The sequence below is a fragment of the Peribacillus sp. NPDC060253 genome (assembly GCF_042727425.1).
Classification (GTDB): Bacteria; Bacillota; Bacilli; order Bacillales; family DSM-1321; genus Peribacillus.
In genome coordinates, this window is record NZ_JBHXAS010000013.1 from 1 (window position 1) to 26,862 (window position 26,862).

Below are 26,862 nucleotides of genomic sequence, written 5' to 3' on the forward strand. Positions count from 1 at the left end.
ATATTGTTTCGATAGAAAATGTTTAACCGCAATAATTAATAGAGATTACAGTGGTTGGCAAGGATAGAAAAAGCATGCCGCTTATATTGCATCTGGGGGAGTTAATCATGTCAAACAAGGAATTAAAGCGAGGGCTGGAAGCACGTCATATTCAAATGATAGCTTTGGGCGGAACCATCGGAGTCGGGTTATTCATGGGATCGGCGAGCACGATCAAATGGACCGGGCCCTCTGTAATGCTTGCTTATGCCATCGCAGGTATTTTTATTTTTTTCATCATGCGTTCTATGGGTGAGATGCTATATTTAGAACCGACTACAGGTTCTTTTGCAACCTTTGCGAGCAGCTATATACATCCTTTGGCAGGTTATATGACTGCTTGGAGCAATTGGTTTCAATGGGTAATCGTCGGAATGTCCGAAATCATCGCGGTTGGGCTGTATATGCAATATTGGTTCCCGGAGTTACCTGCTTGGGTACCAGGTGTGGTCGCCATGATCATCTTGGGGGCGGCCAACCTCATTTCCGTTAAATCCTTCGGGGAATTTGAATTTTGGTTTGCGCTCATAAAAATAATAACGATTGTATTGATGATCATTGCCGGCCTTGGCCTTATCTTCTTTGGAATAGGGAATGGTGGAGACGCAATTGGATTATCGAATCTTTGGGCAAACGGCGGCTTCTTTACGGGGGGCTGGACAGGATTCTTCTTCGCGCTTTCCCTTGTCGTGGCTTCCTATCAAGGAGTTGAGCTTATCGGCATCACTGCCGGAGAAGCGAAAGATCCAACGAAGACCGTAACAAAAGCGATCCAATCAATCATATGGCGCATTTTAATCTTTTATATTGGCGCCATATTCGTTATCGTGACAGTCTTCCCTTGGGATCAGCTGGATGACTTAGGAAGTCCATTCGTTTCAACCTTTGCTAAAATAGGTATCACAGCAGCGGCAGGAATCATTAACTTTGTCGTTATCACAGCAGCCATGTCTGGATGTAACAGTGGGATTTTCAGTGCAGGTCGTATGCTTTACACATTAGCATTGAACGGCCAAGCTCCGAAAATATTTGCAAAAGTATCTAAAAATGGAGTGCCGGCCTATTGTACGATCGCTGTACTTTTAGGCCTGGGCATTGGTGTTGTCCTGAACTACCTTGCACCGCCGCAACTATTCCTTTATGTATATAGTGCGAGTGTTTTACCTGGGATGATTCCATGGTTTGTTTTACTTATCAGTGAGCTGAAGTTCAGAAAGGTAAATGCAGCTGAAATGGAGAAACATCCGTTCAAGATGCCGTTGGCCCCTTTCAGTAACTATGCGACAATTGCCTTCTTACTAATGGTGCTGGTCGGTATGTGGATCAATCCTAGTACCCGGATTTCCTTGGTTGTCGGGATCGTTTTCCTAGCATTAGTCGTAGCAAGTTATTACATCCTGAAAATGGATAAGCGAACACCATTGAAAGATGACGAAATGTAAGAAACATAAATGGATATTAAAAAACCCCTCTTCAAATCAAGAGGGGTTTTTTTGCTTTTATTAATCATTGAAATGGGAAATCACGAGTAAAGCGGCGGAAGTCACGAGTAAGCGGCGGAAATCACGAGTAAAGCGGTGGAAGTCACGAGTAAAGTGGCGGAAATCACGAGTAAAGCGGCGGAAGTCATTAGTAAAGCATCGGAAGTCACGAGTATAGCTGATTTGAGGTTATAGAAAGTGTCTTCATGCCGGATTTTTTCATAGTATGTAACATCTTTACCCGAGAAGGGGGTTATTTTTTGGAACGAACAAAGCTTACCGGGCGAATCGTAACACCAAATGATGCTGAGTACGATGAAGCCAGGATAAATAATAATTTGAGCTTTCCTAAATTCCCAAAGGTCATTGTGTTTTGTCAAAATTCCAAAGATGTGCTGAATGCATTAAAGTGGGCCAGGGAGAATCATACACCTTTTCGGGTGAGGAGCGGCAGGCATAGTTATGAAAATTTTTCATTAGTAAATGGAGGTCTAATCATTGATATCAGTGAAATGTACAAGATCAAGGTCAATCGTGAAAAAATGATCGCAAAAATTGAAGCCGGAGCTGATTTAGGGCAAGTATATAATACGTTATGGGAGTATGGCACGACGATTCCGGCTGGGACCGAGAGCAGTGTTGGTCTTGTCGGGCTTACGCTCGGCGGTGGAATCGGTATGTTAACGAGGCGCTTTGGACTGACTTGTGACAATCTCCTTGAAATAGAAATGGTAAGGGCGTGTGGAAAGAGGGGCGCCAAACTCATTAAAGCGAATAGAAAAAATAATCATGATTTATTTTGGGCATGCTGCGGGGGCGGAGGTGGGAACTTTGGCATTGTCACTTCCCTTACTTTCAGGGTACATCCAGTATCAAGGGTTTCTGTATTCTCCGTCACATGGGGGTGGAAAGACTTCGAATCGGTGTTTAATGCCTGGCAGGACTGGGCCCCTCAAGCTGATGAATGCTTAACTTCAGAAATAGAATTCAAGGCAAAGGAAGCAAACGAAATTATTGCTAAAGGTGAATTTGTTGGAACTTCACATAGATTGAAGCAGCTTTTAAAGCCTTTGACAAAAACTGGTTCACCAATAAATGTCATGATTAAGGAAGTCCCATACATTGAAGCCGTAAGATTCTTTGATTATCCGAGTGGAAATCAACCGGCTCATCGAAAGAGGTCAGGATCTTTCATTGAAAAGGCTTTTCCACAGCAAGCAATCATGACCATGAAACATTTTTTAGGAAATGCTCCAAATGAAAATGCAGCCATTTGGCACCAATCTTTGGGAGGAGTGGCAGGCCTTAAAGACCCAAAGGAGACAGCTTTTTATTATCGCGATGCCATCATCGCCCAGGAGTATCAGGCTACATGGAAAAATCCAGAAGAAGAACGGCTAAACATTCGGTGGATCAAGGACCTGAAGCACGCTTTGTCACCTTTTACTACCGGGGATTACGTAAATTGGCCGGATACTCTCATTAAAGATTGGCCAATTGCTTATTATGGTGGAAATTTCAAACGGCTTCGAGAAGTGAAAACGACTTATGATCCGTACAATACGTTTAAATTCCCTCAAAGCATCCCCCCATTAAATAAGTGGGGTTGAAAAAGCTTGGATGGACCAAAAACATTCGTTATTAAAAGGCCTATTCCTCAATTAGGATATAGGCCTCTTTTATTCTTGGTATGCATCAATTAATCGAGGGAATCCCCAAAATCATTCTGCTTGTGGAGCTTGTACGGCATTGTATACCTGGTTTACGGAAGATTGGGCTTGTGCGATCTCTTGAGCAGCTTGTTTAATGGCTTCTTGTGCTAAAGTTGGATCAGAGGAAGATTTTTCAATTGCTTGTGAAAGTAAGGTTTGCGTAAGGGTAACGTTTGCTTTTGCTTGATTTAATTGATTGACATCAATTTGTTGTTGAGGCATGTAGTATCTCTCCTTATGTCATTATAGGAATTACTACATTAGGATGACCCTTCTTATCTTTTTTATAAGGAGAAAAAATATACAACGTAGACAGGATGTACCTCTTGGAAAAGATTTAACATGCCTAACTTTTGACCATTAATTTTCATTGAAATTTCATTTGCATAAATAGGATGAAGTTTCTTCAATACGATGTTGTATGGTGTCACAATGAATATATGGTTGTTTACTTAATTAAATTACACTTTACTTATTGGTTTTATAAGATTAAAATCGGAGAAAGAATTATTATAAGAGGATGAGCTGATTGGACAACCAAAAGCTCCTGAACGCGATAAGCGAACAGGAGCTTTTTGTGTTCATTTTTGCAAAAGGAGTTGGGAAGATGAATATTGATCATATTGAAGCTTTTATGTATGTTGTTCACCTCAATAGTTTTCATAAAGCTGCAGAGGCAATGTTTTTATCACAGCCAACGGTTTCGGCAAGAATTAAGACGCTTGAGAGTGAACTCGATTCAGTACTATTTGAGAGGCAAGGGAGAGGGATGATTTTAACCGAAAAAGGGAAGGCCTTCATTCCATTTGCGGAACAAATTATTCGGACTTTTCAACAGGGGAAAAAACAGTTGAAAACAGGAAGCGATCTGGAGGAAATAACGATAGGGGCTAATATCATTACATCGCAATACTTTATTCCATTTGCTCTTCCTTTATGGAAAAGGAAGAATCCTAATTTACGCTTTAAATTTATTTCAGCAACAAATGATGCATTAATGGATAAATTGCTTCAGAAAAAGGTTGATATAGCATTTATGAAGGATGTTTCACATAGTGGTCTGCAAAATTATAAGACCCTTGATAATTCGATTCGTTTAGTCGTGTATCCAGGACATCCATTTCAACTTGAAACTGAGCTAACAGTGCAGGTATTGGCAATGGAGCCGTTAGTCTTTTTTGAGTGCGGTGCGTTTGACTGGAACCACGTTCATAAAATTTTTGAAGTGTCTAATGTAGAGCCTCGTATTGAATTTCAGGTTGATCACTTGGAAGTGGCGAAATCGCTTATTCTTAGCAGAAGCTGTATCGGATTTTTACCGTATTTATGTATTAAAAATGAATTAGAACAGGGAACTTTGGTTGAAGTGGATGTGTCTCATTTAATCAAGATAAAGCAGCACATCTATCTAACGCACTTAAATCACGGGATGGAAGCTCCCTTACTATGGAATGATATTCTTTTCTCAATTCGGAAATTTGAAAAAGACTTGCATCAATTACAGATACAATCGAATTGATAGATATTTTCTATCAATGCAATATTTTTTTTTATTAGTTAAACCATTGCCATTTGCATGTTTTAGGTGATAGGATTAGTCAAAATAAATTAATCACATAGGTAAACTTTGAATTAAAGTGGAGGAGAGAATATGAGTTATAAGCTTGGCATTTTAGACCAGAGCCCGATATTTCCAGGAGCTTCAGCATTTGATGCACTCCAGCAAACCATTCATCTGGCTAGACATGCAGAAGAGTGGGGGTATACCCGTTTCTGGGTATCAGAACATCATCATGCCGAAAAGCTAGCGGGATCCTCCCCGGAAGTATTGATATCTTATTTATTAGCCCAAACAAAATCGATTCGGGTAGGGTCCGGAGGTGTTATGCTTCAGCATTATAGTCCATATAAAGTGGCGGAAAACTTTCACGTATTATCAAATCTTTCGCCAGGCAGAGTAGACCTTGGCATCGGAAAAGCACCAGGTGGTCTCCCCTTATCAACGAAGGCTCTGCAATTTGGTACTGTGAATGATGGTAAAGACTTCGAAGAGCGGCTATCTTTTTTGAAAAAAATAATCGAAAATTCTGTTAACGACACTCATCCGCTTGCAGGTATTCAAGCGACACCACTCCCTTCTGAAAAGCCGGAGATGTTTCTGCTTGGTGCAAGTGCTGACAGCGCCAGGCTAGCAGCAGAACTTGGGATAGATTATGTATTTGCTCGATTTATCAATAGTAATGAGACTGTACTCGAAGATGCTTCACGCATTTACCAAAGTATCTATCCAACTGGAAGCTTTAAGGTATCAGTTTCAGTGATTGCTGCTCCTACACAACAAGAAGCAGAACAGTTAACAGGTGATCAGAAGATTGTGAAAGTCCATCTCCAAAGCGGCCGTTCTGTTACGGTCCAAACACTAGAGCAAGCAGAGTTATTTGGGAATCAGACTGGCGAGTCTTACGAAATAGAAGAACAGGACTCCAATATTATTGCTGGAACTCCCTCATATGTAAAAGAAGTATTAACAAATTTACATGAAAAATATGGGGTAGATGAGTTCATCCTACATTCGCCGATTTTAAAAGAAGCAGAAAGGTTCCGATCTTTTCAATTGTTGAGTCCTCTTCAATTAGCTTTATCTGAAGAGAAACACTTTACGAGCCAAAATTAAAAAGTCCTGGTAGATGTAAGCAAAGCTAAAAACCGATATAAATTAAAGGAGGAGTATGGATGTCTGAGCAGAGAAAGTTGAAATTTGGAGCGCTTGTTCATGGAGTTGGTGGGAGTATATCTGGTTGGAGACATCCTGACATTCAAGCCGATGCCAGTGTTAGTCTTGAATTTTATAAGGAGCAGGCCCAGAAGGCTGAGGAGGGAAAGTTCGATTTACTTTTCATTGCTGATGGATTGTTTATCAATGAGAAATCAATTCCGCATTTTTTAAATCGATTTGAACCACTGACCATTTTATCCGCACTCGCTGCTTTCACATCAAGAATAGGGCTTGTCGGAACTGTTTCCACCTCATACAGTGAGCCATTTACTGTAGCCCGACAATTTGCTTCACTTGATCACATTAGTCAAGGTCGTGGCGGATGGAACCTTGTTACTACACCTCTTGAGAGTACTGCCTTGAATTATAACAAAACGATAGAAGAACACCCGGATCATGCCAAACGCTATCGAATAGCATCAGAATATATACAGGTCACCAAAGGACTTTGGGATTCATGGGAGGATGACGCGTTTACTCGGGATAAAGAGTCCGGTGAGTTTTTTGACCCTTCTAAAATGCATCAATTAAAACATAAAGGAGAATATTTCTCCGTGCAAGGACCACTCAATATTGCCAGATCTAAACAGGGGCGACCTGTTGTTTTTCAAGCTGGTTCATCAGAAGCCGGGAAAAATCTTGCGGCTAAAGAAGCGGATGCAATCTTTACAGGTCAACCCACTTTGGAAGATGCTAAGATTTTTTATCAAGATGTAAAAAACAGGGCTACTGGATTCGGGAGAAATCCAGATGAGATTCTTATTCTGCCAGGTATCGCTCCAATCATTGGTGCAACTGAGGAAGAGGCAGAGCACAAATATCAAGAACTCGCTAACTTAGTTTCTATAGATAAGGCGCTTGACTATTTGGGACGATACTTCGATCATCATGATTTTTCCCAATATGAACTGGATGCACCTTTCCCTGATCTCGGAGACATCGGAAAAAACAGTTTCCGAAGTACAACTGATCGAATTAAACAGGCAGCCAAGGAGAAACAGTTAACGCTCCGTCAAGTAGCACTTAAAGAGACTACACCCCGGACTTCTTTTATTGGAACGCCAGAGAAAGTGGCGGATTTGATTCAGCAATGGTTCGAAGAGAAGGGGGCGGACGGATTTATCTTTACTTCAAGTGTTCCCAATGCTTTAAGTGACTTTGTATCTTATGTGATTCCTATCCTGCAAAAAAGGGGAATATATCGTACTGAATATGAAGCAGAAACATTAAGAGGCAACTTGGGGCTTCCATTCCCGGAAAATCGTCATGCGAAAGTAAAGATTAACCAATAATAGAAGTATCATTTAAAAAATGAAGGAGGAATACGAAATGGGAGAAGCGTTAAATGTTGTCGTTTGGTCAAAACAAGGATGTCACTATTGTGAAGAGGTTAAACAATACTTAAAAGAAAAGGACATTGCTTATCAAACAGTGGATGTTACCGATCATGATGAACGGCGAGATATTTTAGAAATCAAATATGGTGTTCGGTATGTTCCTATTATTGAAATTGGGCGAGGTAACGTATATGAGAGTGTTACGGATATTGGCATACCCTCTCTTGAAAAAGCACTCGAACGCTTACAATAACAAAATTTAGCTGATTTAAGAAGTTGACTTATTATTAAATGGATATTAAATAATGAAATAGAGCGTAAAAGGAAAAATTGTTGATTTAAATCCGACTATTCTTGTGTAAATAATATGTTATGGGAACGGGGAGTTAATCATGACACAGCTAATCCGTCTTGCCACTGTAAAGGATGCGCCCGAAGTGCTAAACGTTACACTTCGGGCTTATGAACCAATTAGAGAATTGAATATTAACTTTCTGGCTGCAACAGCTGATTTGCAGCTAGTGACAAATAATATTAGTCGGAATCTCACTTATGTTTTAGAACAGGACGGCCAAATTGTTTCCACTGTGACAGTTCGTCATCCATGGAATGATCCCGATCATTTCAGTCCGTACCCATTCATTTGGTGGTTTGCAGTCGACCCCCTATACAAACAAAAAGGTTTTGGCTCGACGTTGTTAACCTGGGTGGAAGAAAATGCACTTCGGAAACAGGTGAAAGCGCCGGCAGTCTATTTGGCGACAGCTGATCGTCATCCTTGGCTTGCTTCCATTTATGAAAGAAGAGGCTATGAGATTTTTGCTGAACGAGATCTCGATGGAGAAAAAATTGTGTATCTTCGTAAAATTCTAGATGAAACGTTGTTTCGCATTATTGAAAATAAAGAACCAATTGTGAGTAATTAAAAACGTCGGGGGAATTTGAGATGAAAAAAACCTTATTAATTGTTATGGCACTGCTACTTACTTTTTTGGGAGCTTGTTCTTCGAAAGAAACAACGAGTACAGCAAAATCAAGTTCTGGAGAATCAAAAGATAAAAAAGTTCAGAAAATCATTGTCGGAACAGGGACGCAATTCCCTAATATTTGCTTTTTGGATAAGAATGGTAAGCTGACAGGATATGATGTCGAGTTGGTTCGTCAAATCGATGAAAAGCTGCCTGAATATGAATTTGAATTTAAAACGATGGAATTTTCTAATCTATTATTAAGTTTAGAAACGAACAAAATAGATTTTGTTGCTCACCAAATGGAGGTGAATGATGAACGAAAAGAAAAATTTCTATTTAATAAAGAACCATATAATGTCTTTCCGCTTCAAGTTACAGTTCATCAGGACAACAAGGATATTCATTCCATTAAAGATCTAAAAGGAAAAAAAGCGATAGTGAGTGCAACGAGCAATTCTGCTGTTTTTCTTGAAAAGTATAATAAAGAAAATAATGCCGGTATTGAAATTGTCTATTCTGGCCAAGGCGTAGATGATACGAAGAATCAAATCAAAACTGGTCGGGCGGATGCTACCATTACTACACCATTTGCAGTCGACTTCTTAAATAAACAAGCAGATGCACAGCAAAAGGTTGTGGGTGAGCCACTTCTTAATTCAAAAGTATACTTTTTGCTAAGAAAAGATGAAACTCCTTTACAGAAGAGAATTGATGAAGTACTTGTGGAGCTGAAAGAAGATGGGGTAGTTAGCGAACTAAGTAAAAAGTGGCTGGGCGCAGACTATTCAGTAGGGTTTTAATTAGATAGTAGTAAGCGCGGAGGTGCTAAAGCATGGGGAAAGCATTTGATCCTTCATTAATCGTCGATTTCATTCCGACATTAATTTATTATCTTGGAGTAACATTGCAAATTCTGGCAGCATCCGTTTTATTAGGAATGGTCATCGGGATAGCGGCAGCCATCCTGAGATTATTTCGTATCCCTGTTTTGAATCAATTAGTCATTTTGTATATTTCATTCATTCGGGGAACTCCTATTTTAATACAATTATTTCTAGTTTTTTATGGACTGCCTGCAATCCTTTTATTCATTAATATTGATATTTCAAGAATGGATGCTCTGTATTTTGTCATTATTACTTATGCATTAAGCAATGGGGCGCATTTCGCAGAAATATTCCGAGGAGCGATTAAGGCTGTCGATTATGGACAAACGGAAGCAGCCTATTCTGTTGGTATGAATAATAGTCAAAGTTTTTTTCGAATTGTACTTCCTCAGGCAATACGGATTGCTTTTCCGAATATCGCAAACTCTATTATCGGATCCTTGAAGGATACCTCACTTGCCTTTACCATCGGCGTAATGGATATGATGGGCAGGGGAGAGACATTAATTGCTGCAACTGCACATGCTCTCGAAGTCTATCTCTCATTAGCTGTTATCTATTATGCAGTCGTGCTAGTGTTTGAGAAAATATTCAGACTTTATGAAAACCGCATTAATCGGCATCAAACTGTTGATGTGTCTGTTACTGGATAACAAAGGGAGGAGAGAAGGACTTGACGATTGATATTCTATTCATTTGGACTGCTTTTAAGGAGATTATTAAAGCACTTCCGATCACACTTATCTTAACGATTCTTCCTCTTCTTGCAGGTTTTATTATCGGTCTCGCTGTTGCCTTGATTAGGATATATAAAGTGAAATTTCTATGTAGAGTTGCAAATGGATATGTTTCCTTCTTTAGAGGAACACCAATTATTATGCACATAATGCTCATTTATTTCGGTTTTCCATTATTAATCGATCAAATTTCAACAAAATTTGATTTGGGTATTCAATCTAATTCCATTCCGATCATTTTATTTGTCTTAACCGCCTTATCGTTGAGTGCGGGTGCCTATTTATCAGAAATATTCAGATCGGGAATTATCAGTGTCTCCAATGGCCAAATGGAGGCAGCCTATTCCGTGGGGATGAATTCGTTTCAAGCCATGACGCGAATTGTTTTGCCACAGGCCATTGCTCAGTCCATCCCGAATTTCACGAATATTTTCATTGGATTCTTGCATACGTCATCCATTGCTTTCATTGTATCGCAAAAAGAAATGACAGGAGCAGCCAATATAGTTGCATCCACCAATTTGAAATTTTTGGAGTCCTTTATCGCTGCTGGTTTAATTTATTGGGGCCTCACAATCATTGCAGAGGGGCTTTCGTTTTTAATTGAGAAAAAGGCCACTGCCTATAATCGAGGAGGAGTACAATGATTTATTTAAAAGATATTCAAAAATCATTTAACCAGCAGCCTGTTTTAAAAGGAATTAATTTGAAAATAGGCAAGGGAGAAGTAGTTACCATACTTGGACCAAGTGGATCAGGAAAAACGACCCTGCTTAGGTGCTTGAACTTTCTGGAGAAACCTGATGAGGGAATTGTTCAAGTGGGAGATATACAGGTGAAGTCTAAGAAGGCGACCAAAAGGGAAATCTTATCCCTTAGAAGACAATCGGCAATGGTTTTTCAGCATTATAATTTATTTGCTCATAAAACTGTTTTGGAGAATGTAATGGAAGGGTTAATTGTTACAAAAAAATATAAGAAAGCTGAAGCGAAACGGGAAAGCGAGCTGTTATTGGAAAAAGTAGGTTTGGGAGATAAGCATAACTATTTCCCCTCGCAATTGTCAGGAGGTCAACAGCAACGTGTTGGAATTGCTAGGGCACTTGCTTTAAATCCTGAGGTCATTCTATTTGACGAGCCAACGTCGGCACTCGACCCTGAGTTGGTTGGGGAGGTGCTTTCTGTCATAAAAGCAATTGCCCAGGAAGGTATCACGATGGTGATTGTAACCCATGAAATGAGTTTTGCTAAAGAGGTCTCGGATCGTGTTCTTTTCATGGATGGCGGGGTCATTGTAGAAGAAGGTTCACCATTGGAGATTTTCAATGCGCCGAAGGAAGAGCGAACACGACAATTTTTAAACCGGATATCAAGAGATTTTTCCGTATCGTTTTTAGAAGAAAGGGCCAATTAAAGGAAGTGGCAAAAGGAGGACGTATGATTAATACAATCGTGGTCGATGAATTGATTGAAGAAGATAAAGAGACAGTGCGCCGCTTATTGGTAGAAAGTTATCAACAATATGAACATGAATATTCGAACCCGGAAGCTTGGGAAGGCTATTTAAAAAATATTGAATCCTCGGTGGATAATCCACATGTTGATAAGGTGTTGGTTGCAAAGTGCAATCAGGATATCCTTGGTACATTGCAGCTTTTTCAGTCATCTGAAAAAGCATATGAGAAGCCTGAACTTGGAATTTTTTCACCAATCATTCGGTTGTTGGCCGTTCATCCCGAATCAAGGGGACGCGGGATCGCACAGGAATTATTAAAAGCTAGTGTAAATTATGCAAAATCGCAAGGTGCGTCCAGTTTATATCTACATTCTACTGATAAGATGCATAAAGCCATTAAACTATATGAATGGTTTGGCTTTAAACGGGATCAAACGAAAGAATTCCAAAATCATGATGTTTTAGTAAAATGCTATCGCTTAGATTTATAGAAGGAGGCGACTGTATGAGTCGAGAGCTGGAAAAGCGCTTAATATCGATACGGCGCCATTTACATCAATATCCGGAGTTATCAAATGAAGAATTTGATACGACAAAATCGATACAAACCTGGCTCGAGGAAGAGGGCATTGAGATCCGTCATACAGGATTGAAAACAGGTGTTTTTGCAGATATAAAGGGTGGCAAACCCGGACCGACAGTAGCCATAAGGGCGGATATCGATGCACTTCCGATTGAGGAACGAACCGGGCTTCCATTTGCTTCGAAAATAAAAGGAGTGATGCATGCTTGCGGCCATGATTTTCATACGGCAGCTGCCATAGGTGCTGCCTACCTTTTAAAAGAATATCAATCAGAGTTGTGCGGGACAGTGCGATTGCTTTTTCAACCCGCAGAAGAATTAGGTGGCGGAGCGGTGCATGTGATAAAAGATGGTCAAATTGACGATGTAGCGGCTGTAATTGGCCTGCACAATAAACCCAATTTGCCTGTCGGCACCATTGGGATAAAAGATGGTCCGTTAATGGCGGCAGTGGACCGTTTTCATATTGTTCTTCAAGGGAAGGGGAGCCACGCGGCCATCCCTCAAAACGGAAAAGATCCAATAGCGGCAGCGGCTCAGCTTATTACTGCTCTTCAAACTATCGTCAGCCGGAATGTATCCCCATTAGATAGTGCTGTGGTAAGTGTTACGAGAATAACAGGTGGAAACACTTGGAATGTAATTCCAGGTGACGTCATATTGGAAGGAACGATTCGAACCTTTAATTCAGAGATACGCGAAGAAGTAAAAAAAAAGTTTTATTCGATTGTGAATCATATTACAGCTGCTTTTTCACAGGAAGCTGCGATTGGTTGGTTTCCTGGGCCCCCTGCGCTTCTTAATCATCCGGCAGTCACAGAGATGGCCCGCTTGTCTGCTCGGAAACAATCATTGCATGTAATCAATCCAGAACCTTCAATGGGAGGTGAAGATTTCGCTTATTACCTTCAACATATCCCCGGTACCTTTGCCTTTTTTGGTACAAACGGAAACGAAGACTGGCATCATCCAGCTTTTACTGTTGATGAAAAAGCCATTATTAAAGCCGCTTATTTTTTATTTGAAAGTGCCAAGAATTTATTACATGACCAGGATAAGTGGTGAACAGACAGGACAAAGGTGCCAGACACGATTTCATGCCTAGCACCTTTGATGTTGTAATTCCAAAAATTTCGGTCCAGCTTGATTTCAAGCATAGTCATCCCCCATTTTACCTTCAATACATATCCACTCTTCGTTCATTCATTCCAGCTTTTCATAGACACCTCTCTCCATTTCTCTTCCTCTCATTGACGAATCTTATTCTGATAGGGTTTAGATGAATAGATCTCTATAAAAATATTAGGGGGAAGGAAACGATTCTTTAGAAAATAGTGGAATTATCAGCCAAACCTATCTCAGGAAGCTGGAGTGGATATGTTTGCCGTCTCTTCTGGTGGAGATGGTCAAATCGCTGCTTGGGGGAGAAAATATGTTATTAGAGGAAGGCTTCACGATGGTGATTGTAACCGATGATGGTCTAGGATTGGTTCTTTTCATGGGTCGCGGGGGCAATGTAGAAGAAGGGGCGCGCCAATGGAGATCTTCAAAGCTCCAAAGGAAGAGCGAACACGACCATTTTTAAACCGGATATCAAGAGCATCTTCCGTATAAAAGGCAGTCAGTTGATTTTTCAAGGTGTAAACAATGAAATAATAAGGGGTTTATGGTACTTTTAACTTAAAAATAGTTAGTTAGGAGCAATAAAATGACGACACTGAATGAATGGTTTGAAATGGGGATTCCCGCTAGAGAATTTGTTTCTTCAATGAAGGCTCATAAAGAAAACTTACAATCGATTCATGAGCGTTTTTCTATTTCTGCAGATGATCAGGATTTTTTTGATGAATTAAAAGCGAAAGAACTTCGGGCCATTGTCATTACTGAAGACTGGTGCGGAGATGCGATGATGAATATACCTATTTTATTGAATATAACGGAAGCGACAAATATGGAAACTCGCATGATTTTACGAGATCAAAATCTTGAGCTGATCGATCAATACTTAACGAATGGAACAGCGCGTTCGATTCCCATTTTTATATTCATTGATAAGAATGGCGAAGAAAGAGCCGTTTGGGGACCTCGTGCACCAAAGGTACAAGCGTTTGTAATGGAGTTGCGCTCAAATCTTCCAGCTAAGGATGATGAACGATTTGAGGCAGAGCAGAAAGAGGTCTTTAAAAAGATAACAGAGGCATTTTCTGAAGATAAACAGCTATGGGACGAAGTATACGATAGCATCAAGGAAGCATTGGGAAAAATTTAAAACGATCGTGCATGACTAAATCCTCGAAGCTACGAGGATTTTAGACTGTAGACAACCTCGATAATAATTTGGGGGTGTCTACAGTTTTTTTAGGTTGGTAAAAACTAATTTTTCCAAAATTCTCACCGTTTTTTTGAGAAAAATTTCCAGTTGGTAAAACACGTAGGAAAAATATGCTTTATTTATGTCTTAATTTTCTTCGTGTGCATTTTCCATACTTTGTTAGTTAGACCTAATTATGGTATTGATGTATGAAAGATTAAACGTAACATATGGTGCTTTACTTCCTCTTCAGGAGCAGATCAACAGCTCCATTTTTTATGGAAGTAAGGAGGTGTAATTGTAATAATCTAGAAAAAATATCTAAAAAGTGCCTCATTTTCACCTCATTTATTTCGATGATTAACACGGAAATTTTATGGTTAAAATCTACGCGGAAATTCAATGTTTTCAACGAATTATTGAAAGATCTTTAAGGCGAAACTACAGCAATCTTAAATTTTTTTGTCCACACAATATGGACAACAATAAATTTATCTATTATTATGGTTGTTATAACTATTAATTTAAAAGGATTTACGTTACTTCCATGTGTTTTTTTGGGAAGGACACCTGTATTTTCTTAATAAGAGCAAAATTCATAATTCTTAAATGCAACATTTAAGAATAGGGTAGATCACCAACCATCAATTAGGGGGTATATGAGATGTCTAGTGAAATATTAAATCGATTTTTGAAAGAAAATTTAGATGATTTAAAAGATAAAGGACTTTATAACGTGATAGATCCGGTAGAAGGTCCGAACGGTCCGATGATCACCATTGCAGGAAGAGAGCTAATTAATTTATCATCCAATAATTATTTAGGTTTAGCAACTGATCGCCGATTAATCGACGCATGCATAGAAGCAACGAAAACATATGGTGTCGGAGCCGGTGCTGTCCGTACGATTAACGGGACGTTAGATATACATGTCAAATTGGAAGAAAAGCTTGCCGAGTTTAAACATACAGAAGCAGCCATTGCTTATCAATCTGGATTTAACTGTAATATGGCAGCGATTTCAGGAGTGATGGATAAACACGATGCCATCCTTTCAGATGAATTGAATCATGCTTCAATCATTGATGGATGCCGATTATCTAAAGCAAAAATCATTCCCTTTATCCATTCCGACATGGATGATTTACGAACAAAAGCACTTAAAGCAAAAGAGTCTGGATTGTATAACAAAATCATGATTATTACTGACGGAGTGTTCTCGATGGATGGGGATATTGCCAAGCTCCCTGAAATTGTGGATATTGCCGAAGAGTTAGATTTAATTACGTATGTTGATGATGCGCATGGATCAGGTGTACTAGGTAATGGTGCAGGAACGGTAAAACATTTTGGGTTATCGGATAGAGTGGATTTCCAAATTGGAACATTATCTAAGGCTATTGGTGTTGTAGGTGGCTATGTAGCAGGAAAGAAAGATTTAATTGATTGGCTAAAAGTGAGAAGTCGTCCATTTTTATTTTCAACGGCTGTCACACCGGGAGCAGTTGCATCCTGTATAGAAGCCATTGATATTTTGATGAATAGCTCAGATCTTCAAAATAAGCTGTGGGAAAACGGCGATTACTTGAAAAAAGGTCTAAAAGAATTAGGTTTTGATATAGGGGAGAGCGAGACACCGATTACCCCTTGCATTATAGGTGATGAAGCTAAAACACAGCAATTCAGTAAAAGGCTGATCGAAGAAGGTGTATATGCTAAATCCATCGTATTCCCTACAGTTCCGAAGGGAACAGGAAGGGTGAGGAATATGCCGACAGCTGCTCACACAAAAGAGATGCTGGATCGGGCTATAGACATTTATGAAAAAGTAGGAAAAGAGATGTCGATTATATAAAGGGTTTCTTACTGCAGAGTGTAAAAAAGGGAGGGATTTTTGATGAAAAAGGTCTTAGTAACGGGGGCTTTAGGTCAAATTGGTTCAGAACTGACGCTGAAAATGAGAGAGATATACGGCTTTGACAATATCATTGCAACAGATATTCGTAGAACGGAAAGTAATGTGGTCCAATCAGGTCCATTTGAGATATTGGATGTTACCGATGAAAAAGCGATGTTTGATATTGCCAAAAAACATGAAGTGGATACGATTATTCATTTAGCTGCTTTATTGTCGGCAACAGCTGAAAAGAAGCCGCTTTTAGCCTGGAATTTAAACATGGGCGGATTGGTAAATGCTTTGGAAACGGCACGAGAACTTAATTGCCGATTATTTACACCTAGCTCTATTGGTGCGTTTGGTCCAACGACTCCTAATGATTGGACACCGCAAGACACCATTCAACGACCGAATACAATGTACGGAGTGAATAAAGTATCGGGTGAGTTATTATGTGATTATTACAATCATAAATTTGGCGTTGATACGAGAGGTCTTCGATTCCCAGGGCTGATCTCGTATGTTACGCCTCCTGGCGGCGGAACAACCGATTATGCGGTCGAAATTTACTATGAAGCGATTAAAAATAAGAAATATACATCTTACATTGATAAGGGAACATACATGGATATGATGTATATGCCTGACGCTTTAGCTGCCATTACGACATTAATGGAGGCGGATGCCTCAAAGCTAAAACATCGGAATTCTTTTAATGTATCTGCCATGAGCTTTGCCCCAGAACAAATCGCAGCCGAGATCCAAAAGCATATTCCAGATTTTGTCATGGATTATGACGTCGATCCTGGAAGACAATCTATTGCTGACAGTTGGCCAAATAGCATAGATTCAACTTGTGCAAAAGAAGAATGGGGATTTAAGGCGGAATATGATTTGGAGAAAATGACGAAGGATATGTTGGTAAAGCTTGGATTAAAGTCACTGTTAATTACCGCTTAATCAGCCTGAGCCGAATAAAAGGGTTGCAAGACTCTTTTATTCGGGTTATTTTATACAGGTCGTGATTTTTTTTACCGGTTTAATGAAGCACTTATTAGACCAATAAAAAGTAAGCGCTTTCCATTAACTTTATGTTCACATCTGGTATAACGTGAAAATTCATAAGAATCTTTCTAACTATCAGGAATGCTTAACCTAGAAGTGGAGAATGATTTTTGAAGGCTCATAAAGATGCCCGCTTAATCATTTCGATACCGAATGGAGAGTATTAGGATTTTGCAGCAAATATGACTTTTAGTAGAGTAGGGGGAAATGGAATGGCAAACCAAGATTTGAATAGGGACCTGAAGGGCCGTCATATTCAGATGATTGCTTTGGGCGGTACAATTGGTGTTGGTTTATTTATGGGTTCAGCCAGCGCGATTAAATGGACAGGTCCATCTGTCATGTTGGCTTATGCAATATCAGGGATTTTTATCTTTTTGATTATGCGGGCAATGGGGGAAATGTTGTATTTGGAGCCAAGTACAGGTTCATTTGCTACATTTGGTTATAAGTATATTCATCCATTGGCAGGGTATATGACTGCTTGGAGCAACTGGTTCCAATGGGTTATTGTCGGGATGGCCGAAATCATAGCTGTTGGGACATACATGCAGTATTGGTTCCCTGATCTTCCTGCTTGGATCCCAGGTTTGATTGCAATGGTGATCCTTGGGGCAGCGAACCTGATTTCCGTTAAATCCTTTGGTGAAATTGAATTTTGGTTTGCACTGGTTAAAATCGTAACGATTGTATTAATGATCGTTGCAGGAATTGGACTTATCTTCTTTGGATTTGGTAACGGCGGAGAGGCGATAGGATTATCTAATCTTTGGGAACATGGTGGATGGTTTACAGGTGGATGGAAAGGATTCTTCTTTGCTCTTTCATTAGTTGTTGCAGCGTATCAGGGTGTAGAACTGATCGGGATTACAGCTGGTGAAGCAAAAGATCCGCAAAACACAATAACTAAAGCGATTCAAAGTACCATTTGGCGTATCTTAATCTTCTATATTGGTGCAATTTTCATTATTGTAACCGTTTACCCTTGGGACCAACTAACTGCAATTGGCAGCCCATTTGTGGCAACCTTTGCGAAAGTTGGTATTACAGCAGCAGCTGGAATCATTAACTTTGTCGTAATCACAGCTGCAATGTCTGGCTGCAATAGTGGTATTTACAGTGCAGGACGCATGCTTTACACATTAGGAATGAATGGACAAGCGCCAAAATACTTTGCCAAAGTATCCAATAGTGGTGTCCCATTATTCGGTACGTTCGGTGTGATAGTGGGGTTAGCACTTGGTGTAGTTTTAAGTTATGTTGCACCAGAAAATTTATTTGTGCATGTTTATAGTGCAAGTGTACTTCCTGGTATGATTCCGTGGTTTGTCATTCTGATAAGTCAAATTCAATTCAGAAAAGCTAAAAAGGCTGAAATGGTCAATCATCCATTTAAAATGCCTTTTGCACCTGTAACAAACTACTTGACCATTGCTTTCTTGATAATGGTATTAGTCGGAATGTGGTTTAATGATGAAACACGCATTTCGTTAATTGTAGGAATTGGTTTTCTATGTATCGTTGTCATTAGTTATTACGCTTTTGGAATGGGCAAGCGTGTACCAGTAGATGCTCCGACAGAAATTGAAACTGAGCATAAAGTGGGTTAATCTATAACTTGCTTTGAATTCTTCTAAGTGAGACAGTTGTTTATTGTAGATTACTAATCTTTAAGGAAATAGTAGGGTGCTTTACTTCAAAACGAGGGTTGCTGCGGCAGCCCTTTTTCTATTGGAGCTAGATTTGCGGCGGTGCGGATCACATATATATAAATCTTGTAGATCCTCTCACTATTATCTCAATTGGAAGGTTCGTGTTTACTGGATCTGTTGTTTCTAGTTCAATCATATCAATGATTGTTTGAGCTGAAATGGTCCCCTTATTAAATACATCTTGCCGTATTGTCGTTAAACCTGGTCATTAATAACGACTAATCACAAGGTCATCAAATCCAACGACAGAATAGTCTTTGGGAACTCCTTTTCCATGTTCGTGCAATGCCTTAATAATGCCAACCGCCAAAATAGTTATTAGCCATAATAAAATCCCCTTCAGGTAGTAGTGTATCGTCCACGACTGTTTGTGTTTTTTTACACTATCTATCTTAAGGGGATAATATTACTTCTCAGTCCTTTTAAAAATGAGAGTAGGTATTGTTTTACACATTGTACAGGTGTCGTTTTCGTAACTTTAAAGTCCAAGCACAATACCGTTTAGAATTATTATATAAGAAACATTGCAACGATTGTAGTGACGGCCAAACCAATGGTTACCGGCAGCAGATTCCGGCGCGCAAGTTCGAATGGGCTGACATTACATATGGCAGCGGCTGGGATGAGGGCCCATGGAATCAAGGTACCTCCGCCAACCCAAATCGCAGTTATTTGCCCAAGTGCAGTCAAGGTAGCGGTTCCGCTTCCGATTGCCGTTCCAAAAAGTTTGGCAACCGAACCTGCTAAAGAAATCCCTGAAAATCCCGACCCATCAAGGCCAGTGATGGCACCGATGCCCGTTAATGTGACAGAGGCAATTTCTTTCGTCAAAGGAACCGAGGCCGCCAAGGCGGCGCCAAGGTCATTGACAATGCCGAGGGAAGTTTTTGGTAAATAGTCACCGATGATTTGGGTGAATCCAGAATCTCCTAAATAGAAGAATGCGGCGATTGGAATGACGGGTCCGAATACTTTGAAGCCAAATTGAAATCCCTGAATTAAATAGGCCGTTGATTTTTCAAGTCCCTGTTGTTTATGTGCGACGAGGGATAAAATGAGCAAGATGAAAACGGCTGTTCCGCCAACCAACGCCGTTGCATCTCCGCCTTGCAACTTCAAAATCGACAAGGCCACAACATCCAATAGAAATGCGATCGGAATGAAGACTGCAAAAAACTTCTTTTGTGCCAGTGTGAGCAGATCTTCCCTGATTGTTTGATCTTGGCTGATTCCAACGTAATCAGCAGCCTTGATTCTTCCAAGTTTCATATCCCGCTTTAAAAGGATAAAGGCAGAGGTGGTGGTGACGACCCCCATTACAATGACAAGGGGAATGCTCGCAGCAATGACATCACCGACTGGTATCGAAGCTGCATCTGCCGTGAGTTTAGGGGCAGCTTGAATGATGAAATCCCCTGATAATGCTATTCCGTGGCCAAAAAGGTTCATTGCCATCGCCACGCCTAACGCAGGTAAACCAGCCCGTAATGCAAACGGGAGCAGAACCGCCCCAAGTAAGGCAACCGCTGGTGATGGCCAGAAAAACCAGGATATGATCATCATGACAATCCCGATTATCCAAAAGGCAAGTGTAGGATTTTTAATGAATTTGGCAAATGGTGCGATCATGACATCGTTAATACCAGACTTCGTTAAAACCGTGCTCATGGCGACTATGATTGAAATGATTAATATCGTGGACATTAATTCCGTGATGGCGAAGATGAAACTGTTGAATATCCCGCTTATGGATGAGGCAAAACTGCCAGTAGCAACTAAAGCCAAAAGGAAAATGCCAATTATGCAAATGATGGTCGTATCACGGCGTTTTACCATAAACCCGATTATCAATACAATAAATACAACATAAATCCAATGGAGTGCCGTTAATTCCATCTCCATAATCCGTCCCCCTCATAAATATGCCTAGTTACAGATTATGAGGGGGGTACGGGGTGGTGAGTTGTTTCATAAATTTAATGCTTATCTTCTTTATTTTCAACTGCACTTCAAGTATCCTTAATTGAACAGCCACTACTGTAAATGAGGGATAAGTTGTGAAGCAAGTATATAGTGATATCATACAATTTCGGGGTACACATTATGAGTTCGGGTACATGCAAGGTGAGGCATTAAAAGATTCACTAACCGTAAAAAATCGTGAAGATCAGTGGAAGATTAGACAGCCACGGTTTACGATTGAAGAAGAAGAGGTCAAGAAAGCGATTACACAATTCGCCCCTGGAGTATGGGAAGAATTACTGGGGTTGCAAGAAGCATTGAAATGGCCAATTGAACGCGTGCTGCAAGAGTTTGGAGGGTACCGATTGGATTATGTTCGGTCTGGATGCTCCATCATGACAGGGGATGATTATCTCATTCGCAATTATGATTACCATCCAAAGACATACGAAGGGCGCTATGTCTTATTCCAGCCAACTGATCAAGGGTATTCAAGCATTGGACCTAGTCAGCGAGGGACTGGACGGATGGATGGCATGAATGAAAAAGGGTTAGTGATCGGATATAACTTCATGAATCGAAAGAACCCGGGAGATGGATTCATTTGCTGCATGATTGGCAGACTGATTGTTGAATCTTGTGCGAACGTGGAGGAAGCGGTTTCGATGTTGAAGGAAATCCCACATCGTCATTCATTCACGTACGTCGTTTATGATAAAAGTGGCGGAACATATATTGTGGAAACCTCTCCGAGAAATGTAGAGGTGCGTAGGGCCAATGCATGTACCAATCACTTTGAAATCATGAAAAATGAAAATCGTAATCATCTTATAGATTCGAAACGCAGATTGGAAATCATACAAGAACATGAAGGGAAACTTTCATCTGCCTACGATGCTTATAGATTGTTTAATGACACCAACCAAGGTGTCTTTTCGGATTTATATAGCAGCTGGGCTGGAACGATTCATACCTCCGCTTATTTACCTAAGGAGATGAAAGCTTGGATTGCTTTGGGGGGGAATCAGGAACCCACATCAATTGATTTTGCGAAATGGCTCGAAGGGGAAGATATTGAATTAGATCGAATCAGAGGTGTAATTGATACGGATATTCCTTTTGTGCATATGGATGAGGGAGCGAATTGGTTTCGGAGTTGAGCGTATTATGAAATGCTCTTTTTTAGGGGTTATAATTGATTGGTAATACATAAGGCATATGAAATTGCAAAATGAAAACAACATTTAGAGAGCAAGGAATCAGTCGGTAAATAATTGTAAAGGGGGGCTTTTACAATGGATGAAAGTGAAGGCTTAAAAGGATCAAGGACTGTTCAACGGTCAATTAATATATTGAACTGCTTTACTTTAGAAGAGCCTGAATTATCCTTAACGGAAATCTCAAATAAAATTAGTTTGGCCAAATCAACAACTTCCAGGCTGTTAGATACATTAGTACAAAATGGTCTACTGCAAAAAAAATTCTCTAACTCAAAATATCAGTTTGGCTATAAAATGTATCAGTTTGGTCGTATTGCGGAAAGTACGATTTCATTCGAAATAACGGAACTTGCAAAACCATTCATGAAGAAACTAAGAAATGAAATTGGAGAATCAGTAAGTTTATATATGCTGGAGAATAAGAAACGAAGGTGTATTGCACGATACGGGAGCAATCAATCAATCCGCCATGTTGTAAGTATCGGAGAGACACTTCCATTGGAGAAAGGTTCTGGTGGGAAGGCCTTATTAGCTTTTCAGTCTTCGGCGTTTGTTGAATCTGTTCTAAAAACTTTAGATTCCGAAACAATACGCAATAATCTTTCAAACGAATTGACAATCATTCAAAAAGAATCCATTGCAATGAGTTTAGACGAAAGAGGGGCTGGAGTTAATTCACTTGCATCACCTATTTTTGGGCTCGATCAAGAAGTGAATTTTTGTTTATGCGTATCGGGTCCAAGTACACGATTTACGCAAATAGCGATGGATGCAATAAAAAATGAAGTGAAGATAAATGCCATAAAGATTTCGGAATGCTTTAATGCCCCAAAAGAATAGCTAATATTGTGGACAAGTTTAAAAACAGCGCCTTTTACTGGGCGCTGTTTTTTATTTTGGTTTTAGAAAAAACAGAATTTTTTAATTTTTATCGTGACAGATAAAAAGTGTTTTGCTATAATTCATTCATGAAGTTCCAGCTAACGGAATGATAAGTTCCACTAGATGAAACATCAAAAGATTTCTATTTCTCATTCCTATCTTATTTAGCAAAATTACCAGACTCATAACATCAAGGAGGAAGTATTTTTATGGATAATCCAACAAATGGCCCTTTGACTGGAATTCGTGTTATCGATGCATCTACTGTGATTGCCGCTCCGTTTGCAGCTACCTTATTGGCGGACTTAGGAGCTGAAGTAATAAAAGTGGAACTCCCGGATAAAGGTGATCCGTTGAGAGGCCTTGGACCGTGGAATGGTTCTGAACCATTAAGGTGGCCAGGTCTTGCACGTAATAAACAGTCTGTAACTTTGGACATTCGCACTATTGAGGGTAAAGAGTTATTTAAAAAAATGATTAGCACCGCCGATGTCCTAATAGAAAATTTCAGGCCTGGAACCATGGAAAAATGGGGACTAGGATATGATGTGCTGAGGGAAGTGAACCCCCGTCTCATTATGACTAGACAATCTGGTTATGGACAGACAGGGCCATATGCAGAAAAGGCAGGATTCGGAACGCCTAGTACTGCATTTTCGGGATATACATACCTACAGGGATTTGAGGACCGCCACCCAGTAAGCCCTTCATTTTCATTACTCGATTATATATCTGGCATATATATTGCTTTTGGAACTGTAAGCGCTCTCCTACATCGTGAAACTTCCAGTACAGAAAAAGGTCAAATCGTTGAGATGGGACTATACGAAGGGATGTTCAGGATGATGGATTTCTTAATTGCTGAACATGATCAGCTCGGAAAAGTACGAGAGAGAGCACCTATGCTTCACGGTCATTCAAGCCCTTCGGGTACTTACCAAACAAAAGACGGACATTGGGTTGTCATGGTATGCAGTACACAAAAAACATGGGAACGTTTGGCTGTAGCTATGGATCGGCCGGATTTGATAGGAAATCCTGATTATTTAACAAACCAAGCACGAATGAATAACAATGACATCCTTCAAGAACTTGTTATGACTTTTATGAAATCTCTAAATAAACAAGAACTTTTGAAGACAATGGATGAGTTTGGTGTTCCCATTTCTCCTATATTAAGCATAAAAGATATCTTCGAAGATCCTCATTATCAAGCGAGGGAAAATATTTTGGAAGTGGATCATCCTCGATTAGGCAAAGTTAAAGTTCCTGGCATTGTACCTAAGTTTTCAGAAACCCCGGGGCGCATCCGTCATCGTGCACCAGAGCTTGGAGAGCATAACAAACAAGTGTATTGTAAAGAGCTTGGATTATCGGAAGAGGAATTAATGAATTTAAAGGAAAAGGGGGTCATCTAACATGGAAAATGAAAAAATGATTTTACCCGACAAAGTGAATATTTGGGAAGTACTCCCGCGAGATGGTTTTCAAATGGAAGATAAATGGATACCTACACAAGAAAAGATTCGCATTATCCGTGGTCTGACAAGTACAGGAATCAAACGCATCGAAGTTACATCCTTCGTGCATCCTCGAGCAATACCTCAATTAAAAGATGCGGAAGAGGTGGTAAAGCAGGTTCAGGACTTAGATGGAATAAAGTTCCGTGCACTGGTTCCCAACTTGCGCGGGGCAGAACGGGCCATTAATGCAGGAATGAAAAAAATCAAGATCTTACTATCGGCTACTGATTCACATAGCTTATCCAATTCCAACTGTTTAGTTAGAGAAGCACAAATGGAGCACCTGCCGATTGTAGAACTTGCCGGAAAATATGGTGTGGAAGTGGGAGGTTCCATTGCGGTAGCATTTGGTTGTCCATATGAAGGAGAGGTACCTTTGGAAAAAATCGTATCGATTCTTGAAAGATATCAAGATATGGGGGTTAACGAAGTTTCATTGGCGGATACCGTTGGAATGGGAAATCCTAAACAAGTATCTGAAATGTTAAGGATTATTAAAAAATTATTCCCTAGTTTCAAGTTCACCTTACATTTACACAATACAAGAGGGATGGCATTCGCTAATGCAGTCGCAGCATTGCAACAAGGGGTTACGGATTTCGATAGCTCTACCACGGGACTGGGGGGCTGCCCTTATGCCCCTAACGCTGCAGGGAATTTACCCACAGAAGATCTCGTACATGGCTTACATGAAATGGGAATTCGAACAGGCATCAATCTTGATTCATTACTCGAAATCGCTAGAGATATCAAACATACAATTGGGCATGATGGTGGAAGCTTTATTCTAAAGGCGGGCCCGAACAGCAGGCTACATACAAAACCCAAAAGTCAAAAAAAGCTTGGATGAATACAAATGGGGATTCAACTGAATCCCTTTAAAGAAACATGAGTGTAATTTGGTGTTAGCCTGATTCACTCCAATCACTCTATTGTAAATTCGAAATGAAAACGGATACAAATTAAGGGGGGTATATATGTTATCGATTTTAGGATTCATGATGATTGTTGTTTTTATGTATTTAATTATGAGTAAGCGATTAAGCGCTCTCAATGCCCTGATCATCATTCCGGTCATTTTTGCCTTAATAGGTGGATTCACTGATTTAGGACCTATGATGATGAAGGGGATTGAAACAATTACACCAACCGCAATAATGGTGATATTCGCCATTTTATATTTTGGGATACTAATAGATGCAGGGATGTTTGATCCTTTGGTGACCAGAATGGTGAAAATATCAAAAGGCGATCCGTTAAAGATCTCCGTTACTACTGCAGTATTGTCTTTATTGGTAGGGTTAGACGGGGATGGAACGATCACGTACCTAATTGTCGTTACAGCACTATTGCCATTATACGAGAGGTTAGGAATGAATAAGTTAATACTGGCTTGTCTTCCTGCCATGTCGATGGGCATTATGAATGTACTTCCTTGGGGGGGACCGACGGCTAGGGTAATGTCGATATTTGGTTATGACGCTATGGAACTCTTGGGGCCAATTATCCCATCCATCATTGCGGGGGCATTATATGTCATTGGACTAGGCGTGTTTTTTGGTTTAAGAGAACGCAAAAGATTAGGTGTTTTTGGTCATTATACAGAAACAGAAGGAGAAATAGCCGTATCAATGGAGGACATTGCAGCAGATCAATCATTAAAAAGACCCAAATTGTATTGGTTCAACATCATTCTTACTCTAGTATTGATTTTTGCCTTGGTTAAAGCAGTTTTGCCATTACCTGCATTATTTATGATCGGTTTTGTCATAGTCATAGTTGTAAACTACCCGAATTTAAAAGAGCAACAGAGTAGAGTTGAAGCGCATGCTGGAAATATTCTAACTGTTACTTCCTTGATCTTTGCTGCCGGTATTTTCGCAGGTATCTTGGAGGGAACGGAAATGGTTGATGCCATGGCTTCTTCTTTAGTGCATATTATACCGGACTTTCTTGGTCCACAATTGCCTGCAATTGTAGGATTGACCAGTATGCCATTTACGTTTGTAATGGCAAATGACCCTTATTATTTTGGTATCATTCCACTTATTGCTGAGACTGCTTCGGGATTTGGAATCGATAAACTTGAAATTGCACAAGCATCACTATTAGGCCAGCCACTACATTTATTAAGTCCATTGGTTGGGTCGGTATACGTATTGATTGGACTTGTCGGTGTAGAGTTTAGGGAGCATATAAAATTTTCACTAAAATATGCCGTCGGAACAGCTTTGGTAATGATTATAACTGCATTCCTTTTCGGTGCATTATCAATATAGCCATGTTATCGTTTACTGAATCGAAAGAAGCT

General features: G+C 39.9%; 26 protein-coding genes. 23 read left to right on the forward strand and 3 right to left on the reverse strand.

What is annotated here, in order from left to right; genetic code table 11:
• Window positions 1-107 precede the first annotated feature (107 nt).
• Window positions 108-1,481: an amino acid permease gene (locus ACFWE9_RS05395; protein ID WP_230159350.1), complete on the forward strand. Its 1,374-nt coding sequence runs from the start codon at window positions 108-110 to the stop codon at window positions 1,479-1,481.
• 299 nt (window positions 1,482-1,780) lie between these two features.
• Window positions 1,781-3,130, forward strand: coding sequence for an FAD-binding oxidoreductase (locus ACFWE9_RS05400; protein ID WP_377355946.1), 1,350 nt, complete (start codon window positions 1,781-1,783; stop codon window positions 3,128-3,130).
• A gap of 111 nt (window positions 3,131-3,241) precedes the next feature.
• On the opposite strand, the gene ACFWE9_RS05405 is transcribed toward ACFWE9_RS05400, so the two are convergent.
• Window positions 3,242-3,454 carry a hypothetical protein gene (locus tag ACFWE9_RS05405; RefSeq protein ID WP_230159348.1) on the reverse strand — a complete coding sequence of 71 codons (213 nt, stop codon included), beginning with the start codon at window positions 3,452-3,454 and terminating at the stop codon, window positions 3,242-3,244.
• Between the two features lie 385 nt (window positions 3,455-3,839).
• Between ACFWE9_RS05405 and ACFWE9_RS05410 the strand changes: the two genes are divergently transcribed.
• The 16 genes from ACFWE9_RS05410 (at window position 3,840) to ACFWE9_RS05485 (ending at window position 18,862) form a co-directional block, all read left to right on the forward strand.
• Complete coding sequence (locus ACFWE9_RS05410) at window positions 3,840-4,751, forward strand: LysR family transcriptional regulator (RefSeq protein ID WP_230159347.1); 912 nt, start codon at window positions 3,840-3,842, stop codon at window positions 4,749-4,751.
• Between the two features lie 132 nt (window positions 4,752-4,883).
• On the forward strand, window positions 4,884-5,906 hold the full coding sequence (locus ACFWE9_RS05415) for an LLM class flavin-dependent oxidoreductase (RefSeq protein ID WP_230159346.1): 1,023 nt from the start codon (window positions 4,884-4,886) through the stop codon (window positions 5,904-5,906).
• Between the two features lie 59 nt (window positions 5,907-5,965).
• Window positions 5,966-7,300 carry an LLM class flavin-dependent oxidoreductase gene (locus tag ACFWE9_RS05420; RefSeq protein WP_230159345.1) on the forward strand — a complete coding sequence of 445 codons (1,335 nt, stop codon included), beginning with the start codon at window positions 5,966-5,968 and terminating at the stop codon, window positions 7,298-7,300.
• A gap of 37 nt (window positions 7,301-7,337) precedes the next feature.
• Window positions 7,338-7,598, forward strand: a complete 261-nt coding sequence (locus ACFWE9_RS05425; RefSeq protein ID WP_230159344.1) for a glutaredoxin family protein — start codon at window positions 7,338-7,340, stop codon at window positions 7,596-7,598.
• A 139-nt stretch (window positions 7,599-7,737) separates the two neighbouring features.
• Window positions 7,738-8,271 (forward strand): GNAT family N-acetyltransferase, encoded by a 534-nt coding sequence (locus ACFWE9_RS05430; protein WP_377355950.1) that lies wholly within the window; start codon window positions 7,738-7,740, stop codon window positions 8,269-8,271.
• Window positions 8,272-8,291: 20 nt separating this feature from the next.
• The gene (locus tag ACFWE9_RS05435) at window positions 8,292-9,116 is read left to right on the forward strand and encodes an amino acid ABC transporter substrate-binding protein (RefSeq protein WP_230159342.1); all 825 of its coding nucleotides are present in this window, start codon (window positions 8,292-8,294) and stop codon (window positions 9,114-9,116) included.
• A gap of 32 nt (window positions 9,117-9,148) precedes the next feature.
• Entirely contained in the window at window positions 9,149-9,856 is a 708-nt protein-coding gene (locus ACFWE9_RS05440; RefSeq protein ID WP_230159341.1) for an amino acid ABC transporter permease, read from the forward strand.
• 20 nt (window positions 9,857-9,876) lie between these two features.
• Window positions 9,877-10,587, forward strand: coding sequence for an amino acid ABC transporter permease (locus ACFWE9_RS05445; protein ID WP_230159340.1), 711 nt, complete (start codon window positions 9,877-9,879; stop codon window positions 10,585-10,587).
• Window positions 10,584-11,354 carry an amino acid ABC transporter ATP-binding protein gene (locus ACFWE9_RS05450; protein WP_148358890.1) on the forward strand — a complete coding sequence of 257 codons (771 nt, stop codon included), beginning with the start codon at window positions 10,584-10,586 and terminating at the stop codon, window positions 11,352-11,354. The genes ACFWE9_RS05445 and ACFWE9_RS05450 overlap by 4 nt, the downstream gene beginning before the upstream one ends.
• Window positions 11,355-11,377: 23 nt before the next feature.
• On the forward strand, window positions 11,378-11,887 hold the full coding sequence (locus ACFWE9_RS05455; protein WP_377355953.1) for a GNAT family N-acetyltransferase: 510 nt from the start codon (window positions 11,378-11,380) through the stop codon (window positions 11,885-11,887).
• Window positions 11,888-11,901: 14 nt separating this feature from the next.
• The gene (locus tag ACFWE9_RS05460; RefSeq protein WP_377355955.1) at window positions 11,902-13,044 is read left to right on the forward strand and encodes an amidohydrolase; all 1,143 of its coding nucleotides are present in this window, start codon (window positions 11,902-11,904) and stop codon (window positions 13,042-13,044) included.
• Window positions 13,045-13,360: 316 nt separating this feature from the next.
• Entirely contained in the window at window positions 13,361-13,564 is a 204-nt protein-coding gene (locus ACFWE9_RS05465; RefSeq protein ID WP_230159337.1) for a hypothetical protein, read from the forward strand.
• A 123-nt stretch (window positions 13,565-13,687) separates the two neighbouring features.
• Entirely contained in the window at window positions 13,688-14,248 is a 561-nt protein-coding gene (locus ACFWE9_RS05470) for a thioredoxin family protein (RefSeq protein ID WP_230159336.1), read from the forward strand.
• A 706-nt stretch (window positions 14,249-14,954) separates the two neighbouring features.
• Complete coding sequence (locus ACFWE9_RS05475; RefSeq protein WP_377355957.1) at window positions 14,955-16,145, forward strand: glycine C-acetyltransferase; 1,191 nt, start codon at window positions 14,955-14,957, stop codon at window positions 16,143-16,145.
• A gap of 42 nt (window positions 16,146-16,187) precedes the next feature.
• Entirely contained in the window at window positions 16,188-17,147 is a 960-nt protein-coding gene (locus ACFWE9_RS05480) for an L-threonine 3-dehydrogenase (RefSeq protein WP_377355959.1), read from the forward strand.
• Between the two features lie 317 nt (window positions 17,148-17,464).
• Window positions 17,465-18,862 carry an amino acid permease gene (locus ACFWE9_RS05485; protein WP_230159333.1) on the forward strand — a complete coding sequence of 466 codons (1,398 nt, stop codon included), beginning with the start codon at window positions 17,465-17,467 and terminating at the stop codon, window positions 18,860-18,862.
• Window positions 18,863-19,172: 310 nt separating this feature from the next.
• On the opposite strand, the gene ACFWE9_RS05490 is transcribed toward ACFWE9_RS05485, so the two are convergent.
• Window positions 19,173-19,274: a substrate-binding domain-containing protein gene (locus tag ACFWE9_RS05490; RefSeq protein WP_290370597.1), complete on the reverse strand. Its 102-nt coding sequence runs from the start codon at window positions 19,272-19,274 to the stop codon at window positions 19,173-19,175.
• A 200-nt stretch (window positions 19,275-19,474) separates the two neighbouring features.
• Entirely contained in the window at window positions 19,475-20,866 is a 1,392-nt protein-coding gene (locus tag ACFWE9_RS05495) for a hypothetical protein (RefSeq protein ID WP_230159332.1), read from the reverse strand.
• 155 nt (window positions 20,867-21,021) lie between these two features.
• Here ACFWE9_RS05495 and ACFWE9_RS05500 point away from each other — a divergent pair, with 155 nt between their 5' ends.
• From ACFWE9_RS05500 to ACFWE9_RS05520, 5 genes are all read left to right on the forward strand, one after another.
• On the forward strand, window positions 21,022-22,086 hold the full coding sequence (locus tag ACFWE9_RS05500) for a C45 family autoproteolytic acyltransferase/hydrolase (protein ID WP_230159331.1): 1,065 nt from the start codon (window positions 21,022-21,024) through the stop codon (window positions 22,084-22,086).
• 135 nt (window positions 22,087-22,221) lie between these two features.
• Complete coding sequence (locus ACFWE9_RS05505; RefSeq protein WP_230159330.1) at window positions 22,222-22,986, forward strand: IclR family transcriptional regulator; 765 nt, start codon at window positions 22,222-22,224, stop codon at window positions 22,984-22,986.
• A gap of 251 nt (window positions 22,987-23,237) precedes the next feature.
• Window positions 23,238-24,446 (forward strand): CaiB/BaiF CoA transferase family protein, encoded by a 1,209-nt coding sequence (locus tag ACFWE9_RS05510; protein WP_230159329.1) that lies wholly within the window; start codon window positions 23,238-23,240, stop codon window positions 24,444-24,446.
• 1 nt (window position 24,447) lies between these two features.
• A complete protein-coding gene (locus ACFWE9_RS05515) occupies window positions 24,448-25,401 on the forward strand; it encodes a hydroxymethylglutaryl-CoA lyase (protein WP_230159328.1) in 954 nt (317 codons plus the stop codon).
• A 127-nt stretch (window positions 25,402-25,528) separates the two neighbouring features.
• Window positions 25,529-26,830, forward strand: coding sequence for a CitMHS family transporter (locus tag ACFWE9_RS05520; RefSeq protein WP_377355963.1), 1,302 nt, complete (start codon window positions 25,529-25,531; stop codon window positions 26,828-26,830).
• The last annotated feature ends 32 nt before the right edge of the window (window positions 26,831-26,862 follow it).